This is a genomic window from Paenibacillus sp. TY11 (genome assembly GCF_059772165.1).
On the sequence record NZ_JCBAIQ010000009.1, the window covers coordinates 16,663 to 32,279 of the forward strand.

At 46.9% G+C, this 15,617-nt stretch carries 12 protein-coding genes; 11 read left to right on the forward strand and 1 reads right to left on the reverse strand.

The features are described 5' to 3' along the window. Positions 1–26 precede the first annotated feature (26 nt). A complete protein-coding gene (gene recJ, locus AC6EJC_RS11795) occupies positions 27–2,423 on the forward strand; it encodes a single-stranded-DNA-specific exonuclease RecJ (RefSeq protein WP_444954122.1) in 2,397 nt (798 codons plus the stop codon). A gap of 68 nt (positions 2,424–2,491) precedes the next feature. Continuing rightward, on the forward strand, positions 2,492–3,004 hold the full coding sequence (locus tag AC6EJC_RS11800; RefSeq protein ID WP_029514814.1) for an adenine phosphoribosyltransferase: 513 nt from the start codon (positions 2,492–2,494) through the stop codon (positions 3,002–3,004). 519 nt (positions 3,005–3,523) lie between these two features. Here the strand turns inward: AC6EJC_RS11800 and uraA are convergent. After that, entirely contained in the window at positions 3,524–4,834 is a 1,311-nt protein-coding gene (gene uraA / locus AC6EJC_RS11805; protein WP_444954123.1) for a uracil permease, read from the reverse strand. Positions 4,835–5,103: 269 nt separating this feature from the next. Between uraA and AC6EJC_RS11810 the strand changes: the two genes are divergently transcribed. The 9 genes from AC6EJC_RS11810 (at position 5,104) to AC6EJC_RS11850 (ending at position 15,607) form a co-directional block, all read left to right on the forward strand. Beyond that, positions 5,104–7,281: a RelA/SpoT family protein gene (locus tag AC6EJC_RS11810; protein WP_444954124.1), complete on the forward strand. Its 2,178-nt coding sequence runs from the start codon at positions 5,104–5,106 to the stop codon at positions 7,279–7,281. 137 nt (positions 7,282–7,418) lie between these two features. Next, positions 7,419–7,865 carry a D-aminoacyl-tRNA deacylase gene (gene dtd / locus AC6EJC_RS11815; RefSeq protein ID WP_444954125.1) on the forward strand — a complete coding sequence of 149 codons (447 nt, stop codon included), beginning with the start codon at positions 7,419–7,421 and terminating at the stop codon, positions 7,863–7,865. 127 nt (positions 7,866–7,992) lie between these two features. Next, positions 7,993–8,154, forward strand: coding sequence for a hypothetical protein (locus AC6EJC_RS11820; RefSeq protein WP_444954126.1), 162 nt, complete (start codon positions 7,993–7,995; stop codon positions 8,152–8,154). Positions 8,155–8,391: 237 nt separating this feature from the next. Then, a complete protein-coding gene (locus AC6EJC_RS11825) occupies positions 8,392–8,898 on the forward strand; it encodes a type 1 glutamine amidotransferase domain-containing protein (RefSeq protein ID WP_322252851.1) in 507 nt (168 codons plus the stop codon). A 62-nt stretch (positions 8,899–8,960) separates the two neighbouring features. Further along, positions 8,961–9,431, forward strand: coding sequence for a hypothetical protein (locus AC6EJC_RS11830; RefSeq protein WP_444954127.1), 471 nt, complete (start codon positions 8,961–8,963; stop codon positions 9,429–9,431). Positions 9,432–10,121: 690 nt separating this feature from the next. Next, positions 10,122–11,366, forward strand: coding sequence for a histidine--tRNA ligase (gene hisS / locus AC6EJC_RS11835; protein WP_444954128.1), 1,245 nt, complete (start codon positions 10,122–10,124; stop codon positions 11,364–11,366). 86 nt (positions 11,367–11,452) lie between these two features. After that, the gene (gene aspS / locus AC6EJC_RS11840; RefSeq protein WP_444954129.1) at positions 11,453–13,231 is read left to right on the forward strand and encodes an aspartate--tRNA ligase; all 1,779 of its coding nucleotides are present in this window, start codon (positions 11,453–11,455) and stop codon (positions 13,229–13,231) included. A 153-nt stretch (positions 13,232–13,384) separates the two neighbouring features. Next, positions 13,385–14,134, forward strand: coding sequence for a tRNA threonylcarbamoyladenosine dehydratase (locus AC6EJC_RS11845; protein ID WP_013311554.1), 750 nt, complete (start codon positions 13,385–13,387; stop codon positions 14,132–14,134). 174 nt (positions 14,135–14,308) lie between these two features. Continuing rightward, positions 14,309–15,607: an NCS2 family permease gene (locus tag AC6EJC_RS11850; protein ID WP_444954130.1), complete on the forward strand. Its 1,299-nt coding sequence runs from the start codon at positions 14,309–14,311 to the stop codon at positions 15,605–15,607. The last annotated feature ends 10 nt before the right edge of the window (positions 15,608–15,617 follow it).

Consider the following 15,617-nt stretch of genomic DNA (forward strand, 5'->3'; position numbering starts at 1 on the left):
CGACTATGAAAGAAAGGTGAATAGGATTGCTTCATTCGCAGTACAGATGGAAGACCCCGGAGGTTAAGCTGGAAGCGGCTCAGTCGTTGACAGAAGAGCTGGGGATTTCACCATTGTTGTCCCGGCTTTTAGTGAACCGGGGCGTCACTACGGCCGGGGAAGCAAACCGCTTTTTGTACGGAAGCGTGGATGATGTACACGACCCTTTTCTGCTTCTTGGCATGAAGGAGGCCGTGCCGAGAATACGCCAGGCTCTGGAGCGTGGCGAGCATATATTAATCTATGGCGATTATGATGCGGACGGAGTATCCAGTACATCATTGATGATTCAGCTTATGCGTTTTCTGAAGGCTTCTTATGATATTTATATTCCCCATCGTTCTAATGAGGGATATGGTCTGCACAACCATGCCCTTGATTGGGCTCACCAGCAGGGAGTTACGCTGGTCATTACGGTGGATACGGGAATTAGTGCAGTAGAGCAAATTGCTTATGCGACTTCCTTAGGGATAGATGTTATTGTGACTGACCATCATGAGCCGCCTGCTGTGCTTCCTGAGGCGTATACTTTGATTAATCCGAAGCTACCCGGTTGCCCATACCCATTTAAAGGCCTTGCAGGTGTTGGTGTTGCCCTGAAGCTGGCTCAGGCGCTGTTGAGTGAGGTACCCGAGGAATGGTTTGAAATCGCCGCTATCGGTACGGTAGCCGATCTGATGCCATTACATGGTGAAAATCGGACGATGGTACGTAGAGGGATTCAATCCATGAGAAACTCTGCATTTCCAGGGATTCGGGCGCTGCTCCATGTAGCGGGCGTGGATATGTCTATAGTGACTTCGGTCAACATCGCATTTGCCTTGGCTCCGCGGATTAATGCCAGCGGGCGCCTGGATCATGCGGGACGAGCTGTTTCCCTGCTGACGACAGAAAAAGAGGAAGAAGCAGATCAACTTGCGCATGCGCTGGACCTGCTCAATCGTGAGCGTCAACAGGTAGTCGAACGTATTGTGGAGCAAGCCGAGCAGCAATTGGCATCCAAACTGAATGGAGGCAAGCTCCCGTCTGTTATTGTGTTGGCTGGTGAAGGCTGGAATGTCGGCGTCGTTGGAATTGTGGCATCCAAGCTATTGGACCGCTATTATCGTCCAACCATTATTCTTGGCATTGATGCGGAGACAGGCACGTGCAAAGGTTCTGCTCGTTCTATTCCCGCATTGGATATTTATAGTGCTCTTACGGATAGCCATGAGCTTATGGAGCATTTTGGTGGCCATCCTTCGGCTGCGGGTATGACGCTGTCCCGTGACAATCTGGAATTGTTTGAAGAGCAGCTGAACCGCTATGCTGGTTCCATTCTGACACCGGAAGATCTCATCCCTGTAGCTGAGGCCGATATGGTCTGTCGTCTGGACGAGGTATCTTTACAAGTGGTTGAAGAACTGGAATTGCTTCAGCCCTTCGGTATGGGGAATCCTTCTCCACGATTCGTATTACAGGGTCTTCAATTGCGCGAGGCTCGTAAAATGGGACGTGAGAAAAATCATGTGAAGCTCCTGCTGGAGCAGAACGGTTTATCCCTGGACGCGATTGCCTTCCGGCGTGGCGATTTGGCTGATTTTTTACAGCAACAAACGGAGATAGATCTGTTGGGTGAATTGTCAATTAACGAATGGAACGGTAAACGGTCCCTCCAGCTGATGATGCAGGACATTCGTGTGCAGACGCCGCAAATTTTTGATTACCGTGGAGTATCGGACCCTTTTGCTGAACTGGAGCGGGGGCTGAAAATCTTTCATCCACGTATAGAGGAAAGAAAGAATGACGTTGCGGTGTTGATACATCCGTCATCCAGGCTTCGTCCATCGGGCTCCGTGGACGCTGAATCCTTATGGTTATATGATAAAGATGGCAGCGTTACTCCTAGTGATGGTCAAAGAGATGCACAGCAATCTGTGAAATCGCTATTCGTGCTGGAGCCGCCAGATACACCTGAGCAATTCCAGGCATTATGGTCTACCTTTGAGAATGTAGAGAACGTATTTCTCCTTCATTCGGTCAGTGAGCGTGGCGGTCGGCTCGTAAGCCCCGACAGAGAGCTGTTCAAGCGTATTTACGTTGTGCTTTCCCGAATGGGGACACAGCCTATTGATGAAAAAGCAATGCTGCCTGCTCTTAGCCGGCAGTGTTCCTGTTCAGTACGCATGTTATCCAAAGTACTGGATATTTTCGAAGATCTTGAGTTTATGACGCGTACAGATGGTCAATTCTGTTTTGTGTCCAATCCACCCAAGCGGGATTTAACCGCTTCTCCGCGCTATCAGGAATTGTATAATATGGCTGAGATGGAGCGGTATTTGCTGGATGCGGACACCACCCAGATGACGAGCTGGATTATGTCGCTTATGAAGGGTGCGTCTTAAGATACTACTTCGCAGTTTATGTTGTAAAATGTATACACTAATTAGAAGTTACAGTAGGAGGAACTAAGTTGGACTACAAAGAATATATTCGGGTGATTTCCGATTTTCCACAACCAGGGATTAGTTTTAAGGACATTACGACCCTGATGAAAAATGGTGAACTGTACCGCAAGGCTATCAACGATATGAAGGAACTGGTATCGGATTTAAAAATTGATTTGATTGCGGGTCCCGAAGCACGCGGATTTGTCATAGGTGCGCCCCTGGCCTATGCGCTTGGCGTTGGCTTTATTCCTATTCGTAAAAGCGGAAAGCTGCCTGGGGAAACGATTGAGGAAGCATACGGTTTGGAATATGGCAAGGATACGCTGGCTATGCATAAGGATGCTATTGAGCCGGGTCAAAATGTTTTGATTGCGGATGACCTGCTAGCTACAGGTGGAACCATTGCTACATCCGTGAACTTGGTACGTCAGCTTGGTGGCAATGTGGCAGGAGCTGCTTTTCTTATCGAGCTGTCTGATCTGAACGGACGGGCGAAACTGCCTGACGTGGATGTATTCACCCTGATTACGTACTAATTGTTTCGAACCGGGGTTTCCCGGGAAATATTTATGTATGGATCGCCTAAATAGTCCGATGGAACATCTCTTTACCTAAAGAGTTGCTCCATCGGACTATTTTGTTTAGCGGTGTTCTAAGTTTGAGCTTTGTTTGATTATCACAAACTACCAACTGTTTTATTGGAAATAGTTATAAAAAAATTCAAAAAATGAAGATGAACAATAAAAAAGGAGCAGAGGTGGTCATATTGGGTTCATTTCAGTTTTTTGTCTTATATTTTTGCTAAGCAGAAGCTAGATACGGAAATAAGTCAAAATGCTGATCATTGCTTATCGAGGGTTAAAGCGGAAATTGCAACAAACGTGGATGGGGTGCTCTGGAGATAGGTGAAGGAATATCTATTTTAAATAAATAAAGGCCGTGCATAAAAAAACGCCGACTCCATGAGAGACGGATCATTACACGTTTGTCTAAACAACCCGAGCGTGTTCATCCGTGACTACATGGAGCGGCGTTTTAAAGTTTAAAAACAGGTATCAATCTGGTGTTTTTTCCGTTAAAGGTTCCTGTGTTTTATCATTGGACCAGCCGAGCACGTCAATCAGCTTGAAGAACAAGCTGAGGATGATGCCGATGATTGTAGCCAATGCCATACCTTTCAAGGTGACAGCGCCCCAAGTGAGCGTAGTACCGCTGATTCCGACAACAAGCACGATGGTCGCAAGCAGCATGTTGGTTGGCTTGGCGAAATCAACCTTTTGCTCAACGAAGATTCTTAGACCGGAGGCAGCAATGACACCGAATAATAGCAAGGATACGCCGCCCATAACTGGAGCCGGGATATTAGAAACAATCGCTGAGAATGTGCCTGAGAAGGACAGCAGGATGGCAATGACAGCCGCTCCGCCAATGACCCATACAGAGTACACTTTTGTTAATGCCATGACACCAATATTTTCACCATAAGTCGTATTAGGCGTAGAACCGACAAAACCGGAAATGACGGTGGAAATACCGTTACCCAGCAGAGAGCGGTGGAGACCAGGATCTTTGGAAAGCTCGCGTCCGACGATATTGCTAGTCACAAGCAAGTGACCAATATGCTCTACGATGACGACCAGAGCAACAGGAAGAATCGTCAGCATAGCCGAGGTATTAAATACCGGAGTGGTAATTGCGGGATGTCCGAAAAAAGGAGCGTCCGCAATGGCTTGTGTATTGACCATGCCCATAAAATAAGCAAGCACATAGCCCACCACGATACCGATCAGAATATGAATGATTTTGGCAAACCCGCGAAACAATACCGCACCCAGAACAGTGACTCCGAGTGTAACGAGGGAAAGAGTAATCGTTTTGGGATCTGGAGTCCAGGCTTTAGTAGGATCGGCATTGATAATGCCTGCCATGCCTGCTGCAACCGGAACCAGCTCCAGACCGATTAAGGCTACGATGGAGCCCATGACAGCCGGTGGAAAAACGATGTCCAGCCAACGTGTTCCGGCATATTTGATCACCAGTGCGACGAGGCAGAAAATAATACCTGTAACGATGAAAGCACCAAGGGCCATAGCATAGCCGTTGCTGCCGGGGTTGCTTTTAAGCACAAGACTGACGGGAGCGATAAAAGCGAAGCTGGAGCCGAGATAGGCGGGAATTTTGCCACGGCAGATCCAAATGTACAACAATGTGCCAATACCGTTCATTAGCAAAATCATGCCAGGATCGACGCCGAAAATATTCGGCACCAGCACGGTGCTGCCAAACATGGCAAACAAATGCTGTACGCTGAGCAGGAACCCAGGTCCTGCCGGAAGCTTTTCATTAACTTGAATTTCGCGTTGCAACGCAGTTCACTCCTTAGTTCTTTCAATTATTCTTATATACATTAATTACTTTTCGTAATTTTTTCAATATAATTCGTTTCATTTCGTCAACAATCCTGATTTTACTTATCCATGTGTGACAGAATAATGCGACAATGCCAAACCTGTAATAGTTGACGTGTGACGTGCTAACCGTCATAATTGTAGGAAATCACTTTTAAAAGGGAACCTTTGCGCGACATTGATCGGCGGGTTCCATTTTGCATAGAAAGGACACGGAATAGAGCAGAATGGGGATAGAGCAATTACTTAAAAAGGCCGGGGCCTATACCAGAGAAGCAGATCTTATCCGCATCAGGGACGCCTATGATTTTGCCGAGCAGGCCCATTCCGGCCAGACTCGTAAGTCCGGTGAACCTTATATTCTGCATCCGCTTGCGGTTGCTGATATCGTCGTTAATATGCAGATGGATACCATCTCCATTATCGCCGCTCTTTTACATGACGTTGTGGAGGATACGACGGTGTCTTTGGCGCAGATTCGCGAGCATTTTGGCGATACATGTGCGATGCTTGTCGATGGTCTGACGAAGCTGGAGCGTATCCAGTTCCGTTCCAAGGAAGAACAGCAGAACGAAAATTATCGAAAAATGTTTATTGCCATGGCGCAGGATATTCGTGTCATTGTCATTAAGTTGGCAGATCGTCTGCATAATATGCGTACCTTGAAATATCAGTCGGAGGAAAGCCAGCGTCGAATCGCTTATGAAACGCTGGAGATTTTCTGTCCGGTTGCGAACCGACTGGGTATTTCAGCGATTAAATGGGAAATGGAAGATATTGCTTTGCGCTATCTGAATCCTCAGCAGTATTATCGCATCGCCAATTTGATGCATAAGAAGCGGGCAGAGCGAGAGCAGTTTATTGATAATGTCATACAGCGTATCAGAGAGAAGCTGGAAGAGATGGGCATTCAGGCTGATCTGTCCGGACGCCCTAAACATATTTACAGTGTGTTTAAAAAGATGACGACGAAAAACAAGCAATTCAATGAAATATATGATTTGCTGGCGATTCGAATTATTGTGGATAACATTAAAGACTGTTATGCCACACTGGGGATTATCCATACGTTGTGGAAGCCGATGCCGGGGCGGTTTAAGGATTATATCGCCATGCCTAAGGCCAATATGTATCAGTCCCTTCATACGACAGTAGTAGGTCCCAACGGAGAGCCTACCGAGGTGCAAATTCGCACGGTGGATATGCACCGTACCGCTGAATTCGGGATTGCGGCCCATTGGGCCTATAAAGAAGGCAACGGAGCAAACAACACTAACTTTGAGGATAAAATCACCTTTTTTCGTGAAATTCTGGAGCTGCAAAATGAGGCGAAGGATGCGTCGGAATTTGTGGAATCGCTCAAAATGGACTTTTTCTCAGACCTTGTGTTTGTATTTACTCCTAAGGGAGAGGTCATTGAGTTGCCAGCCGGATCCGTTCCGCTGGACTTTGCTTTCCGTATTCATACCGAAGTTGGCAATCGAACGATTGGTTCCAAGGTAAATGGAAGAATTGTACCTTTGGACTATCGGCTTAAAACCGGCGATATCGTCGAAATTATGACGTCCAAGCATTCTTATGGACCTAGTCAGGACTGGCTTAAAATTGCTCAGTCCTCTCACGCGCGCAGTAAAATCAAGCAATGGTTCAAGAAAGAAAAGCGCGAGGAGAATGTCGAAAAAGGCCGCGAAAATCTGGAACGTGAGCTAAGAAAACGTGATATCGAGCCTTCGGTGTGGATGAGCGACGACAAGCTTCAGGAAGTGGCACAAAAGTTCTCTTTTAACGATATCGAGGATATGCTGTCTGCGATTGGCTTTGGCGGTATAACCGCCGCGCAGGTCTGTACACGTCTGACGGAGAAGCTACGTAGGGAACAAGAAGAGGCACGGCTGATCGAACTGACGACCGAGGTCAAGGAATACAAGCCGCAGGGCGAACGGAAAAAAACACCGACCAACGGTGTCAGCGTCAGAGGCGTCGACAATTTGCTCGTTCGTTTTGCACGATGTTGTAATCCCGTACCGGGAGACGACATCATCGGCTATGTAACACGTGGACGTGGAGTATCCGTTCACCGGACGGATTGTCCAAATATTCCTTCGGGTACGGGCGAAGATCAGGCGCGTGTGATTGAAGTTGAGTGGGAAGCAGCAACAGAGGTCAATTACAGCGTTGATATTGAGATAACGGGGCATGACCGCAACGGTTTGCTGAACGAGGTGCTTCAGGCCATTTCTGAGAACAAAACCAGCTTCTCGGCCGTTACAGGTCGTACGGATAAAAATAAAATGGCGATGATCCACATCACGATTCTCATTCGCAATACGGATCATTTGCATTCTGTTGTCGAACGGATCAAACGGGTGAAGGATGTATACACCGTGCATCGGATTATGCAATAACCTTGTTAAGCGTAAAGGTAGGTTTGTAGCCTTTGTAACACAGATTGGGTACAAAGCCCCATAGGTTGCTATAAGAGTCGTAATACGGCTGTGAGCACCTTTTAAAGGGGAAGGTTAAAGGAGACAGCGGATAGGCGATGAAGATCATTATTCAGCGCTGTAAAGACGCTCAGGTAACGGTGAATCAAAAGGTGGTCGGCAAGATCGGAACCGGATTAATGCTGCTGGTGGGTATTGGTCAGGGAGATACGGCGGCCGATGCCGTTTATTTGGCGGATAAAACAGCGGGATTACGTATATTTGAGGATACTGAAGGTAAAATGAACGACAGTGTTCTGGATGTCGGTGGGGCCATTTTGTCTGTCTCTCAGTTTACGTTGTATGGTGACTGCCGTAAAGGGAGAAGACCCAACTTTATGGGGGCGGCCAAACCTGAGGAAGCGGAGAAGCTGTATGATTTTTTCAACAGCCAGCTTCGAGCCAAGGGACTGGAGGTCGAGACGGGAATTTTTGGGGCTATGATGGATGTTTCATTGACGAACTGGGGCCCAGTGACGCTAATTTTGGATAGCGAACGTTCGTAGCTATGCGTACATGGACATGATCTGAGCACTGAGCAGAATAAAATAGCTGTTCAGAGGGACCATAATGTCATCCCGGTTGGTGATTAGCCAGGCGGATAGCCTTAAGGGTGACAGGAGAGACGAAGCTATGCGTCAAACCCCAAAAATGGACGGATGTCGAAGCGCTGTGATGCTTTTTCCCGGTAGTATACAGGAGGCGATCAGCCTTACCCGTAACGCTGATGCGTTATTGCAGCATGTTGCAACAGCCATAGATAAGCCGGGACGTGGTACTTTGCCGCGCAGGTAACAACGGGTTAAATAGTGAATGAAGCGTTAACGAGATGCTACCCGAAGTTAGCATAAAGAGGTCAAAAATAAAGCATGTAGCAGTAAATCAGAGGAGGAGCCGAAAGGCTCCTTTTTCTTTTTCGCTGCTGCGAATTGTTATAAAAGCAGATCAAGCGGGTAATAACAAATCGTGGTAGACAAACAAACTTAACTTTAAACTCGTTTGAGGATAACCGGAAAGGAGATCTGAACGATAATGAGTAAAATTGCATTTTTGTTGGCTGACCAATTTGAGGATTCCGAAATGAAGGTACCCTACGATGAATTGAAAAAGGCTGGACATGAGGCAGATATTATTGGGCTGAAACAAGGTGAGAAAGTGAGCGGTAAGCAAGGCAAAGCAAGCTACACCATTGAAAAAGCCATTGCAGATGTGAAATCAAGTGACTATGATGCAGTCGTTATTCCCGGCGGATCATCCCCGGAAAATCTGCGACTGGATGCAAATGTTCTGAAATTTGTGACTGAAATTAACGAGTCCAAAAAAACGATTGGTGCTATCTGTCACGGGCCGCAAATTTTGGCGAGTGCCGATTTATTACAAGGCCGGACGATTACAGCTTATCCCCCATTGAAAGATGACTTGATTAATGCGGGTGCTCATTTTGAGGATCGAGAGGCGGTTGTGGACGGTAACTTTATTACGTCTCGGACTCCTAAGGATGAGCCTGCTTTTGTCCGTGAGTTGTTAAAGGCATTGTAATATCGCTGTGGATGATTCTATAAATGTATGCCAGTATAATTCCCATACGAGGAGGATTTGATATGGCAAAGCAGATTCAGGCTTATTTTCGCACAGAAGATGAAGCTGAGGGTGCCAGAGCTTCGCTTCAGGCTTATAGAACCGAACATTTGGAGGTAGGTGCTCTGGATGATGCGCTCGGTCGGGAGACGAGGGTTTTAATTCCGCTGGTACCCTATAACAATACGGGGTCTGTTAGCACAGGAGGCTCTGCTGGTGCGGGAATTCCTGCCGCGGTTGCTTATGGCGAAAATATCCTACCAAGTGCGAAGGATGACGAGGTTAACTCTGGCTCAGCCCAAAGGGATCTGAATGAGGATCGGAGTGGAACAACGAATCATGATGGAGGTTTGCTCCGTGCGACAGATGTGTATATTAACGGCGATCAAGATGAATTGCGGTATGTATTGTCCGCAAAGGTGAATGATGCTGATTATGATGAGATCATTTATAAGCTGCGTTCCAATCGTGCATATGTGGCGCAGCTGGATTAAAGCTGAGAGTGTCACAAGATTGTCGATACTTGAGGAATTTAGTCACACTAGAGTGACTGTAATACAATTGTAATATTCGAAACATCATTCCTTAATATTCGTTGTTTATAATAATGGCATGACCCCCTTTTAATATATCTTTTTGAACCTGCGGACCGTTTCCGTAGGTTATTTTCTTTTTATGAGACTTATTTGTCTGATTCTAGGGGGAATGTCTTGACTTTGTCGAAGCGGTTCATTAAAATCATAAAATAATGAAAAATGATTTGATGACGGGACCAAGTACTCCGTACCCACAAGCGCAGAGAGGAATTTCCAGGCTGTAAAAATTCCCTTGATGAGCGGACGAATGACCTCCCCGAGAACAGGCGGCGAACAATTGAGGAATACCTATTGAAAGTACATTGCAACTGTGCTGACAGTGGATGATCCTGCATAATAGCCGTACTGCGCGTTACGGGCGTTATACGTATGAGCGGAGTCAGTGTAAGGCTGACGGGCACTGAGCGTTTTTACGCGCTGGCTGTCCCGGTAAACTCCGGAATGTGGGTGGTACCACGGGTGATTTGTAAACGACAATCCCTCGTCCCTGTTAATGTTAACAGGGACGAGGGATTTTTTGTTTTATATTGAAAAGTGGAGCAAGAAGAAAGCGCACAATAAGAAATGTACAGACGGGGGGATACGTTAATGGCCTTTCAAAAACCGACGGGAACACAGGATTTACTGCCGGGCAGTGTAGAAAAATGGCAAGTTGTCGAGGAAAAAGCCCGTGAGATTAGCCGCCGCTTTAATTACCGAGAGATTCGTACACCAATGTTCGAACAAACGAATTTGTTCGTTCGAGGTGTGGGTGAAACGACGGATGTGGTGGAAAAAGAAATGTATACTTTTGAGGATAAAGGGAAGCGTAGCATGACTTTGCGTCCGGAAGGAACGGCAGGTGTTGTCCGCTCTTATGTGGAGAACAAACTATATGGGGAGCCGGATGTAACCAAGCTGTATTATATCGGCCCAATGTTCCGGTATGAGCGTCCACAGGCTGGACGTCAGCGCCAGTTTCACCAATTTGGAATTGAAGCATTTGGGGCGGTTGATCCGGCGCTGGATGCAGAAGTTATTGCTTTCGGGTATCAATTCTGCCGTGAGCTGGGCTTGAAAGGGGTAAAGGTGGAGATTAACTCCGTCGGTAATGCGGCCAGCCGTGCAGCTTATCGACAGCATCTGGTGGACTTCCTGATGCCGATTAAGGATACGTTGACCAAGGAGAGTCAAGCACGCATTGAGCGTAATCCGCTACGAGTGCTGGATAGCAAAGATGACCAGGACAAATTTGGCGGTGCACCTTCGATTTTGGATAGCTTGGACGAGGAATCCCGTACGCACTTTGAGAAAGTGAAGCAAAATTTGGATGCTATGGGCGTGGAATATACAGTTAACCCGCGCTTGGTACGGGGGCTGGATTATTATACGTTGACAGCGTTCGAATTCAAAGCCGAAGGAATTGGTGCCATCGACACGATTGGTGGAGGCGGCCGTTATAACGGATTGGTTGGAGATCTGGGCGGACCGGATCAGCCGGGTATTGGTTTTGGCATTGGGCTGGAGCGAATTCAGCTGATCTTGGAGCATCAGGGTGTCAAACTGAACGAAGCCAAGCCGTTGGATATCTATATGGTAGCGTTGGGTGAAGCGGCAGAAACGGAAGTGACCAAACAACTGTTCAAGTTACGTCAAGCCGGATTTTCCGCTGAGCGAGATTATCTGGGGCGTAAAATGAAGGCGCAGATGAAATCAGCGGATCGCTTTAAAGCAAGGTATACTGCGATTCTAGGTGAGGATGAGCTGGTTCAAGGTGAAATTGCACTGAAATACATGGAAACTGGCGAGCAGCGTACCGTCAAGCTGGATCAGCTGGTGGACGAATTAGGGTAAAGAACTTATGTAACATCAATCGGGGGGGAGCTTCCCTCTGGCTGTCATATAGCATTAACTACTAAACATAAACAGGAGTGTGTATTATGAAAAGGAGTCATCAATGCGGCGCATTGACTCATGCGCATATCGGAGAAACAGTTACATTGAACGGTTGGGTACAAACCCGTCGTGATTTGGGGGGCGTACTTTTTATTGACCTGCGTGACCGTAGCGGAATTGTACAAATTGTGTTTAATCCGGCATATTCCGGTGACGCACTGCAAATTGCGGACCGTGTTCGTAGTGAATATGTGCTTGAGGTTACTGGTACCGTTGTCAAGCGTGATGCGGAAACTATTAACGCGAACCTGCCTACAGGTGAAATTGAAGTGCGCGTCACTGAAATCGAAGTATTGAATGCATCCAAAACACCTCCATTCTTCATTGAAGATGGCGTGGAAGTGGACGAGTCTCTGCGTTTGAAATACCGTTATTTGGACCTGCGTCGTCCGGAAATGTACCAGACGTTGAAACTGCGTTCCAAAGCAGCAAAAATATTCCGTGACTTCCTGGACGGTGAAGATTTCATCGAGGTGGAAACACCGATTTTGACGAAAAGCTCTCCTGAGGGCGCCCGTGATTATCTGGTACCTAGCCGAGTACATGAAGGCGAGTTTTTCGCCTTGCCGCAATCGCCACAACTTTACAAGCAATTGCTCATGGTGGGCGGCTTGGAGCGCTACTACCAAATTGCACGTTGTTTCCGTGATGAAGACTTGCGTGCTGATCGCCAGCCTGAATTTACGCAGGTCGACATTGAGACCTCCTTTATGCAACAGGATGATTTGCTGCCTATGATGGAGCGTCTTATGGTCAAACTGTTCAAAGAAACAATTGGTGTGGAACTAGAAACACCGTTCCAACGAATCACACATGCTGAGGCGATGGACAAATATGGCTCTGATAAGCCAGACCTGCGTTTTGGTCTTGAGTTGATTAAAGTAAATGATATCGTGGCAACCAGTGGTGTAAAAGTGTTCGCTTCCGTAATTGAAAAGGGTGGCGAGGTAAAAGTCCTCAATGCCAAAGGATGTGGCACATGGAGCCGTAAGGACATTGATGATCTGGGTCCTTATGCTGCACGTTATGGAGCTAAAGGCTTGGCTTGGATTCAAGTGAAGGAAGGCGAATTCAAGGGGCCTATCGTTAAATTCTTTACACCGGAAGAAATCGAAGCACTGAAGGAGCGCACGGGAGCTGAAGAAGGCGACTTGTTGCTCTTCTCTGCGGATAACAAAAAAGTAGTTGCTGATGTATTGGGCGCGCTTCGTCTGAAAATTGGCCGTCATTTGGGGCTGATCGACGATAACACATTCAAATTTGCCTGGGTCGTAGACTTCCCGCTTCTTGGCTATGACGAAGAACAAAAACGTTATGTGGCGGAACACCATCCGTTTACTCGTCCGAAGGACGAAGACATTGCCCTCTTGGACACAGAACCAGGTCAAGTTCGTGCTCAAGCCTATGATATCGTGCTGAACGGCTACGAAGTGGGCGGCGGCTCGATGCGGATTTACAAACGTGAGGTTCAGGAGAAAATGTTCAAAGCTCTCAACCTGGCGCCGGAAGAAGTTGATGATAAATTCGGTTATCTGCTGGATGCGTTCGAATATGGTACGCCTCCACATGGTGGTATTGCTTTCGGCTTTGACCGTCTTGTGATGCTGCTTGCAGGTCGTACAAACCTGCGCGAAACCATTGCATTCCCGAAAACAGCCAGTGCGACAGACCCGCTTATGAATGCACCAGCCGAAGTGGATCAAGCTCAATTGGAACAGCTGCACATCCGACTTGCTCCGAAGCCTGTTGCTCCTAAAGCTTAAGACGAACGTTTGGCTCTGCAAGTGCCATCCATTGGCTTGTGAATAGCTTATAGAATGCCATGAACCCGTTACCCTCTTATGGATAATGGGTTCGTGGTTTGTATGCTGGATTTTCAAGCATAGAGTTTAAACTAGTGAGGGAGGATATACCATATGCTGCATCAATTTTCACGAACGGAATTGGCCATCGGAACTGAAGGTCTAGAGGTTATGAAAAATAGCACGGTGGCCGTGCTGGGTATCGGCGGTGTCGGTTCGATTGCAGTGGAAGCGCTGGCGCGGACGGGTGTTGGACGCATCATTTTGATTGATAAAGATGTCGTAGATATTACGAATATTAATCGCCAGATTCATGCGCTGACGACGACGGTAGGTCAAAAAAAGGCTGATCTGATGGTAGAGCGTGTGAAGCTGATTAATCCTGAATGTGAAGCGATTGCACTGAACATGTTTTATACGGAAGAAACATATGAGGAGCTGTTCAAGTACGAACTGGATTATGTGCTGGATGCTTCGGATACAATTATTTACAAAATTCATTTAATTAAGGAATGCTTAAAACGGGGGATTCCGATGATCTCCAGTATGGGCGCTGCGAATAAAATGGATCCGAGTCGTTTTCAAGTGGCGGATATTTCCCAAACGAGAATGGACCCGATTGCCCGTGTCATCCGCACCAAGTTGCGCAAGGAAGGTATTACCAAAGGCGTCAAGGTTGTATTCTCCGATGAGGAGCCAATGAAGCCACGTGAAGAAATTACAAAAAAAATTGTACCTGCAAACGCACCTGAAATCCGGAAGGCGAAGCAACCGCCTGCAAGCAATGCTTTTGTACCTCCGGTAGCAGGCCTGATCATGGTTAGTGTGGCCGTGAAGGATTTGTTAGAGCACGCTGGCGTGTAAGTTGAAAAAGTAGCATAGCAGTACATTCGTAGATTTACAGCAGTCTGTATTCACTTGAAGGCCTGTAGCTCTGTGCATCACATTCTTGGTGTCACAGTCGGCTACAGCTCTTTTTGTTTTGAAAAAGCGCTGCTTACTGCAAACAGATTGAACAACTTGCTGGAGGGTTTTGGTATGAAGGATGGACTATGGTCCAGAAGTCTCGGTTTCAAGCCCGAGCATCATTGGAAAAAGGAATTAGCCGCTGGTGCCATTTCTTATTTTTCCGTTGTATATATTGTTATGGTTAATGCAACTATTTTGGCAGATGCCGGGATTCCTCTCCAAGGGGCGATGCTCGGAACGCTGCTGACATCAATGATCGGCTGCCTGCTTATGGCTTTTGGTGGGAAATCTCCAATGGTCGTCGTACCAGGGATGGGGATTAATGCTTTTTTCACTTATACGCTCGTACATTCTATGAAGCTGAGCTGGCAGGAAGCGTTGATGGTGGTTGCCATCACAGGGATTTTATTCGCCATTGTGGCTTTTACATCTTTGTACAAGCTGATTAGTCAGGCGATTCCCCATAATTTGCAGCACGGAATTACGGTAGGCATTGGTTTGTTTTTAACCTTTATCGGTTTGCAAAAAAGCGGCATCGTGATTGCTCATCAAACGACTTTTGTGGCTATTGGTCATTTTAATGATCCCAAGGTGATTACGGCTTGTGTAACGCTGCTGCTTGCTATTGTATTGTTTGTGCGTAATGTTCAGGGAGGTTTGCTAATCAGTATTTTGGCGGGAACTGGACTTGCTTACATACTGGGAGCTGTAGAGCCTGCAAGCACGGTGCAAACCTCTGAAACAGTGCGGCAGTATGGGCAATTGTTTGGAGAGCTCTCCTTTTCCGGTATCGTCTCGGTAGCCTTCTGGATTGCTGTTTTTTTGCTGTTACTAATTGTACTATTCGAGAATATTGGTATGATTACTGCGCAAACCAACATGATTGGAAGACCGGATACATTTAAGAACAGTTTGCGTGTGTTGGCTGTGACCAATATCTTTGCTGGTATTTTGGGCAGCAGTCCCGCGGTAGCCGCTGCGGAATCGACGGCTGGTATTGCAGCGGGGGGACGTTCGGGAATGACACCGCTAGTAACTGCTATTTTATTCGGGGCGACGTTTTTCTTTATTCCACTGTTGGCTTATATTCCTGATAGTGCCATTGCGCCCGTGTTAATCATCATTGGGGGTCTAATGGTACAAAATGTGCGAGAGATGGATTTCAGTGATTTTACCGAAGCGTTTCCTGCATTTCTGATTATGGTGATGATGCCCTTTACTTACAGTATTGTAGACGGGATGGCATTTGGTTTTATTGCATACCCCGTAGCCAAGCTGGCAGCAGGACGGGGTAAGGAAGTGCCTGTCGCATTATATATCATTTCTGTACTGTTTGTGGCTAACTTTGTGCTTCATTCTCTGGTGTAGTAAACTTGAA

Coding starts and splice junctions, on each gene's coding strand:
- AC6EJC_RS11825 (WP_322252851.1), top strand. CDS start 8,392: ATGAGTAAAATTGCATTTTTGTTGGCTGACCAATTTGAGGATTCCGAA.
- aspS (WP_444954129.1), top strand. CDS start 11,453: ATGAAAAGGAGTCATCAATGCGGCGCATTGACTCATGCGCATATCGGA.
- dtd (WP_444954125.1), top strand. CDS start 7,419: ATGAAGATCATTATTCAGCGCTGTAAAGACGCTCAGGTAACGGTGAAT.
- AC6EJC_RS11820 (WP_444954126.1), top strand. CDS start 7,993: ATGCGTCAAACCCCAAAAATGGACGGATGTCGAAGCGCTGTGATGCTT.
- AC6EJC_RS11850 (WP_444954130.1), top strand. CDS start 14,309: ATGAAGGATGGACTATGGTCCAGAAGTCTCGGTTTCAAGCCCGAGCAT.
- AC6EJC_RS11845 (WP_013311554.1), top strand. CDS start 13,385: ATGCTGCATCAATTTTCACGAACGGAATTGGCCATCGGAACTGAAGGT.
- AC6EJC_RS11830 (WP_444954127.1), top strand. CDS start 8,961: ATGGCAAAGCAGATTCAGGCTTATTTTCGCACAGAAGATGAAGCTGAG.
- hisS (WP_444954128.1), top strand. CDS start 10,122: ATGGCCTTTCAAAAACCGACGGGAACACAGGATTTACTGCCGGGCAGT.
- AC6EJC_RS11810 (WP_444954124.1), top strand. CDS start 5,104: ATGGGGATAGAGCAATTACTTAAAAAGGCCGGGGCCTATACCAGAGAA.